At 71.3% G+C, this 5,871-nt stretch carries 6 protein-coding genes; all 6 read right to left on the bottom strand.

Features of this window, described 5'->3' with window-relative positions:
• Positions 1 to 176 precede the first annotated feature (176 nt).
• Positions 177 to 1,001 (bottom strand): hypothetical protein, encoded by an 825-nt coding sequence (locus AC07CM_RS50270; protein ID WP_478883264.1) that lies wholly within the window; start codon positions 999 to 1,001, stop codon positions 177 to 179.
• A gap of 513 nt (positions 1,002 to 1,514) precedes the next feature.
• Positions 1,515 to 1,916: a hypothetical protein gene (locus AC07CM_RS50265; RefSeq protein WP_478883263.1), complete on the bottom strand. Its 402-nt coding sequence runs from the start codon at positions 1,914 to 1,916 to the stop codon at positions 1,515 to 1,517.
• 368 nt (positions 1,917 to 2,284) lie between these two features.
• A complete protein-coding gene (locus AC07CM_RS50260) occupies positions 2,285 to 2,659 on the bottom strand; it encodes a hypothetical protein (RefSeq protein ID WP_478883262.1) in 375 nt (124 codons plus the stop codon).
• Between the two features lie 316 nt (positions 2,660 to 2,975).
• On the bottom strand, positions 2,976 to 3,578 hold the full coding sequence (locus AC07CM_RS50255) for a hypothetical protein (protein WP_478883261.1): 603 nt from the start codon (positions 3,576 to 3,578) through the stop codon (positions 2,976 to 2,978).
• 837 nt (positions 3,579 to 4,415) lie between these two features.
• Positions 4,416 to 4,814 carry a hypothetical protein gene (locus AC07CM_RS50250; RefSeq protein WP_478883260.1) on the bottom strand — a complete coding sequence of 133 codons (399 nt, stop codon included), beginning with the start codon at positions 4,812 to 4,814 and terminating at the stop codon, positions 4,416 to 4,418.
• A gap of 272 nt (positions 4,815 to 5,086) precedes the next feature.
• On the bottom strand, positions 5,087 to 5,278 hold the full coding sequence (locus tag AC07CM_RS50245; RefSeq protein ID WP_478883259.1) for a hypothetical protein: 192 nt from the start codon (positions 5,276 to 5,278) through the stop codon (positions 5,087 to 5,089).
• Positions 5,279 to 5,871: the final 593 nt, after the last annotated feature.

Here is a 5,871-nt window from a genome sequence, read left to right as displayed (position 1 = left end):
CCCCCCCCCCCCCCCCCCCCCCCCCCCCCCCCCCCCCCCCCCCCCCCCCCCCCCCCCCCCCCCCCCCCCCCCCCCCCCCCCCCCCCCCCCCCCCCGCCCCTGGCCGGGTGGGCGGCAACGGCCGCAACCCCGCCGGGCTGCGCCGGCGGGTTCGGCGAGCCCAGGGGCACGTCAGGTCATTCGAGGGCGCCGTACAGGTCGTATAGCTCCTGGGCGGCGTGGACGGCCGCGTCGCGGTGCTCCTCGCAGGTGGGGACCTTGACGCCGCGGTGGGACACCATCCGGGCGGCGGGGTACGGCTGGGGGTGCACGCGGGAAAAGCAGGTCAGGGAGGCGGACGTCAGCTCGTACGTGAGAGTGGGGCCGAGTTCGTCGTGGGCTCGGCGCAGCGCCCCGGCGGTGGCCGGGGTGGGGATGTCGACGGCGGCCGGGAGGGGAGTCTGGCCGCTGTCGGATCGCGCACGGTCGGCCGCGATGGAGTCGGCCAGACGGGCGTGCTGCCAGTGCAGACGGAACACGTCTTCCAGCACGAGCGTGGTGGTCGCCTGGTCGGTGACGAACCGGAGCGCGCCGTGAAGGTAGTGGATCCGACTGAACAGCTCTGCCTCGCGGGCGATCGCCTTGATAGTGCGGGGAAGCAGTGACAAGGGCAGGTCGACCTCGCTCTGCGCACTGTCGTGCGGGTACAGGACCGCGGTGACGTACTGGCCGAGGGTGCGGGGGATGCCGACGCCGGGGTGGGCGAGGGCGACGGCTTCGGCCGCCTGAAGGGAGAGCTGGGCGTCGGCCGGAGCGTGAAGGCCGCCGTCGTCGACGGTGGCAGACTCGGTTTCCAGGGCGTGCGCGGCTGCGTCGAGAAGCTGGGCGATCTTCCGCAGCGCGGTGCGGCCGGCATCGTCCAGGACAGGCGTCGTCTTTGTGGTGCGGGTGCGGGTGCGGGCGATGGTGGCGATGGCGCGGGCTCGGTGAGCGGCGGCCAAGGCGGCGGACGAGATGGGCATGGGAGTCTCCGTCTCACGGCGCCCGCGCGGGGCGGCGTTGGGTGGTGGTGCACCAGGTGCGGTGCGGGCGGCCTGTGAAGGACGGCCCGCCCCGGGGCGGGGTGGCGGTCCGTACCATGGCGCGGCTGCTGGCAAGACGGGCAAGGGGCCGGACGTGGGCGGGGCATGGAGCGGCACGGGGTGCGGGACCGGCTTGTCGGCGCCGACTGAGCCTGGCGCCGCGGCGGCGGGGGCTGTCTCGGCAGCGCGTGGCCGCGAGATGGGCGTGCCCCGGCCTCGCACGCGGGCGTGTGCGGGGCCGGGGCGGCGGGCCCATGTCGCGGGTCGCGCAGCCAGGGAACTCCGTGGGTTGTCAGAACGGCGGTTCGTCGCTGTAGCCGCCTGCCCAGCCGGGGCCCGGCTTGTCGTGGGGCAGGGGTGGGTGGTCGGCGGTACGGCGGCGGGCGGGGCGAACGCGAGAGGCCCACCGCGGTGGCGGGGTGGGCCTCGCAGGCGCAGGCAGGGCAAGGGGTGTTAGCGCTCGCGGATCCTCGCGGTCTCTGCGCCGGTCAGGATGTGCGCGGGCAACGTCGCCCGGCCTTCGGTCATCGCCCGGTACATGCGGTGGACGCCGTCGATCAGCAGGGCTGCCGGACGGCCGTCGAACTCCATCGTGGCGATGATCACCGGCTTGTTGAGGTCGGTCTGCATGGCGTGTTCGGCATTGAAGTGGGTTTGGTCCGGGCCGAAGATCGGGCACCAAAGCGCGCCGTCGTAGTCCGGGGTGAGCCGGTGAAGGTGGTAGTGGTCTGCCCAGTCGGCGACGGGAGTCGGCTGCGGGGCACGAGGGTGTTCCCTCAGTAGGGTCTGGGCCTCGTCGATGTTGAACACCCAGGCCCCGTAGCGGAATATCTGGGTGAGTGGAGCACTGGTCACGCGTGAACCTCCGGAGTTCGGCTTGATCGCTGGACTCCCCCCTGGAAGGGCAGGCCGGTGGCGTACCGCCCGGCCTGCACAGAGGTTCCCGAGCGGGCGGGCAAGGCCCGCAACCCAGCCGGCCTGGCGCCGCGCCGACATGGCCGGGCCCGGGCAGAGGACGGGGCCGGGCACGGGCCGGGACGCGCGGAGCGGGAGGGGGGTCCGCGTCCATCGCGTGGCCAGGCCGGGGCCGGCCGCTCACAGACTGACCTGACTGTCGCGGGCGGCGGAGCGAGCGGCACAACCCGGCTGCTGGTCCTGGCCGGGAATGGGTGGGCCCCGACGCCGCCGTCGCGGGCCGGGGCAAGGGGTCGGGCAAGGGGTGGTCAGTGCAGGGTGATGCGGTGCAGTTCGGCGTCGAGGAGCGAGGCGATCGTGTGGCCGCGGTGCTTGGTGAGGCGCTGCTGGAGGGAGGTCGTGTCGAGCGGGCGGCCGTCCACGGTGATGGTGAGAGCGTCGGCGCCCTGGCGGACCGTAACAGTGTGTCCAGCGGCCTGGAATCCGTAGCGCCAGGCTACCGGTCCGGTATGAGGGATGATCCTGCCGTGCTCGTCGGCGGGGTACTCCCAGACGAACTCGTCACCGTGAACGGGGTGTTCCATGAAGGCGATGGTGTAGCGGGCCTCGCGTCGCTCGGCCGGGTAGAGCGCGTCGTTGTGGCTGGCGGGGATGAACGACGGCAGGTCGGCTGTGTAGGTCATGTCCGCTCCAGTTCGGTGACGTCGGTGTGGCGGGGTGGGGTAACTATCGGCTGGGAGCGGGTTAGTGCAGCAACCCGCTGATCGCGCGACGGGGACACCGACAGGCCCGGCCTCACGACGATGATGGGGATGCCGCCGGGGCGTCCCGTTCGTCTCTACAGCACAGTCAGCGCGCGACCCGGGGGCGGCGATCGGCTGGAGACGGCGGCCCAAAACCGGCGGACGCGGAACCGCCCGCCCGCCCCCCGCCGGGGAACGGCGGTGCGGACGGTAAGAGAAGGGCACCAGGAGACGCGGGCGAAGGTGGGCGGGAGTGTCAGGCACAGAGGGCTTCGAGCACGGCCGGAGCGGCGGGCGCGGCGGGGGCGGGGTGGAAGAAGACGTCGCCGACCTCGCTGGAGTGCACAGTGATGATGCCGCTGGGCAATTCCAGATGGACGCTCACCGTGCGAGTACCGACCGCCTGCCGGGCGATCGAGCGCAGCCATGTACCGGAGACCGGCTCGTGGTAGGTGAACGCGCCATCCCGCAGACTCAGACCGCGGAAGCGGCTGAGGTAGCGGTCGCCGGTGATCAGGGGTGTCTCCTCGGCAGTGAGTCGGTGGACCAGCGCGAACTGGCTGTCCGGCAGCATCCGGGTCTGCCACCAGCCGGTGACCACCGTGTCCGTGATGGTCAGACCGTGGGGCTGTCCAGGGATGATCCACTGGCCGTACTGGCGCATCCACTCGGTGCCACGCGGACAGGACACACAGTCCCCGTCACGGAAAGGCGGCGGCGTGGTCACCGCGCGGCCCTGCCGCGCCAGGGTGAAGAAGTCAGCGACGGCGACACGGGGCCCGTCGTAGGGCACCGGGAGGACGGACGCGGGCGGGGCGACGGGCGGGTTGGCAACGACCGAACACCTGGATGCGGGCATGGCAACTCCTAAGCAGGGGTGGCGGGAAAGGGGGAGAACGGGGCCCGGCCGGACCGTCGACGGTCCCCGGGGGCTCGACCACACCCGCACGTGGTGGGGGTGGGAGCCGCTCTCGCCGCACACACACTCACGCCCGAGACACCAAGCCCAGCAACCCTCGAAAGCGGCGGCAGGGCCCGGGCGGCAACACGCGGCGGGGGGGCGGGTCTGGACGCTTCCGTCCCCCCTCCACGGGCTCGAAGCCACCAAGCGGCGGCCCGCCTCTGCGGGAGCGGCTACACGCCACCATGCGGAGGGGGCGAGCGGTTCATCTCTGGCGTGGGTGGTGCCCGTCCCGTGAGGTGGCGGGATGGGCACTGCAGGGCTGGTGGTTCAGGCGGTACGGGTCGTCGCCCGGGTAGCGGTGAGGTCCGTGCGGGCGGCAGGGTCTCGCCAGAAGCCGTATCGGTGCGGCTTGGGCACGGTGGGCCTCACGGGTCCCGGAGGCCAGTGGTGGGTCGGCCCCGGTGCGCGGCGCGGGGCCGTGTCCGGAGACAACTGTGCCCCGGCCGGGGCGATCCCCGGTCGGGGGCACAGGTCTTGCGCGATCAGCGGATCAGAGGCCGTTGCGCCTGGCCTGTGCCGGCATGGCGGAGGTCGGGGTGAGGAGTGCCTCCAGGATCTGGGACAGCAGGGTGGGCAGCTCGCCGCCCACCTTGCTGTCCTGCCGCTCTTGGTGCTCACGCCGCGGGGGTAGAAACCCTCCGGGCTCGTGGTGTCGCGGGCCTGCTGCGCCAGGTACACGTTGCCGTGGGTGTCCACGGCGGTGCCCAGCCGGAGCTCCTAGGTAGCGGTCCTTCAGGGTCTCGAATCGGGGGACGGAGCCGCCGGCCTGCAGGCGCTGGTGGAGTTCGAGCGCTTGGGCCTGCGGCGCGCCCCAGCCGCGACCCGCATGTAGAGCCCGGCGAAGTCCTTCGGTCGCCTCTGGCGCATGGTCTCGCCCTGGGCGGCGGCGTGGGCCGTGGGTGGCTTGGTGAGCAGTGTTCGGAAGAGTCGGAGCAGGCGCTTGGGGGCGCCTACGTCGATCCACAGCTGCGGCGGAACAGGGAGCGGGCGGGTACGGACGCGGCCTTCCGCGTCAGCGTCGATGGCGCCCCACTCGGGTAGTTCGTCCCACTCCTCGCGGTCGTTCAGTTTGTCCTTTAGCGAGGTCAGGACCTCGTCGGGGTCGGCGTTGAAGCGATTCGGCATGGTCATGCGTTGGTCTCCCGAGTGGTGTCGGTTCTTTCGGGCCGGTCCGCGGAGCGGCACCCGGTCCGGGGTGATTGGAGCTGGGCGGGCCGGAACAGCGGAAGTTGCATCTCGACCGCTGCTCCGGCCCGGTGTGGTGAACCGTGACCGAGTCAGCCTCAAGCCACGCAACAGGGCACTCCCCCGTACGGGCGCCCGGGCTGGGCATCGCGGGCGGCATAACGCCGCTGGCCGCGCTTCCTCTGGTCGGAGGAAGCGGGACCGGTACGCGGCTGGAGTCAGGCGATGAGCTCGCCGTTGTGGAAACGAGCGGTGGGCGGCATGTTCCAGCCGGGCAGGAGACCGGTCACCACCGGCCCCGGAGCGCCGGGCACCCTGCGGATGTGCACGCCGGGGTGGAGGGCTTTGACGGCGGCCATGAACGGCGGGGCCTGGGCGGCGATGGTCGCCCTGCCTGCCAGCGCCGTCACGCTGGCGACGCCGCCATCAACACCGCGCCCGTCTCAACCACTACCCGCCGCCGAGGCCATAGACCCCCCTGACTGCGCCTGCAGTATTAGTCGGACTCGCTGTACGCAACCGAATTGACTGACAGAGGATGCGTCAGAGGTCCAGCGGAGTAATGATGGAAAGGTAAGGCGTCGCCTGAGAAGACGGTTCTTGAGGTCGCGACGCCTGACCGGAAAGGGCGTGATACCAATGCCTGCCGACTCCAAGCTGACTGACGCGCAGAGAAGCGCTCGCAATGAAATCTTCGCTGAGCTAGATGAGGCTGAGACGCGTCTTCGAGACGTGCAGAAGAAGGCTCGCCAGCAACTTTCGGGGGAGGATAATGGCGATGACGGGAGCAGCCACTGCTTCAGATGCGATTGCCCTTTCTACGAGTCTCCTAGCTCTGGGCACTCGATCGACTGTTCTCGTGCCACCTGTCGTCATAGTTTCCTCTCCCACGACGTTTTCTAGTACTGCAACTGAGGTTGTCGCGTGGGGGTGACGGGTAGTCAGTTTGGTGCTATGCCGTGGATATGCGGTACTCCGATGGGGGTGGCCTGACCGCGGTGGA

The organism is Streptomyces sp. NPDC044061 (assembly GCF_056434305.1).
Note: the sequence above shows the minus strand (reverse complement) of the source record. Positions and strands in the feature narration are given on the sequence as shown.